Origin of the sequence: Pseudoxanthomonas kaohsiungensis, from assembly GCF_010211765.1 — a bacterium.
Classification (GTDB): Bacteria; Pseudomonadota; Gammaproteobacteria; order Xanthomonadales; family Xanthomonadaceae; genus Pseudoxanthomonas; species Pseudoxanthomonas kaohsiungensis.
On sequence record NZ_PDWO01000062.1, the window covers coordinates 1 to 574 of the forward strand.

Consider the following 574-nt stretch of genomic DNA (forward strand, 5'->3'; position numbering starts at 1 on the left):
GGTCTGGTGCGAACTGAACACGACGGTGCGCAACGACGGCACGGTGTTCCAGGGCATGAGCGACAAGCTGCGTCTGCAGTCGGTGTTCTTCACCGCGCCGAACGACACGAAGGGTTCGTCGTTCCTGTCGGTGTGGTACTACGATCAGCGCAAGTTCCCGGATCTGTACGGATACTTCCCGGCGTTCAAGCGCGTTCGTCAGTTCCCGACGAACCAGCGCTTCGAGCCGCTGGTCCCGGGCGTCACGTTCTTCCTGTCGGATGCCTGGGCTGCTGGCGACCCGATCCTGACCTGGGGTAACTACAAGATCGTCAAGCGTGGCCCGATGCTGGGTGCGATCTCGGGTTACTACAACTGGCCGGGCGGCAAGCACCCGACCTGGGATCAGACGGTTCACGGCGGACCGAAGGGCAAGACCTTCTACGACACGTGGATGGAGCTGATCCCCGAAGCGATCGTGTTCTCGGCAAAAAAAAAAAAAGACCATTAGAGGACCCCAGATCAGCGTGGTCCTCCCTGTCCGACATCGCTGAATTAACTGACCCGCGTGTCTTCGCCTGCTAGCCCTCTGCTA

1 protein-coding gene is annotated in these 574 nt (G+C 60.1%); it reads left to right on the top strand.

Annotated features, from left to right (window positions below):
- A partial coding sequence (locus CSC66_RS17295; protein WP_162378643.1) for a DUF1329 domain-containing protein occupies positions 1-490 on the top strand: 490 nt, incomplete at its 5' end.
- Positions 491-574: the final 84 nt, after the last annotated feature.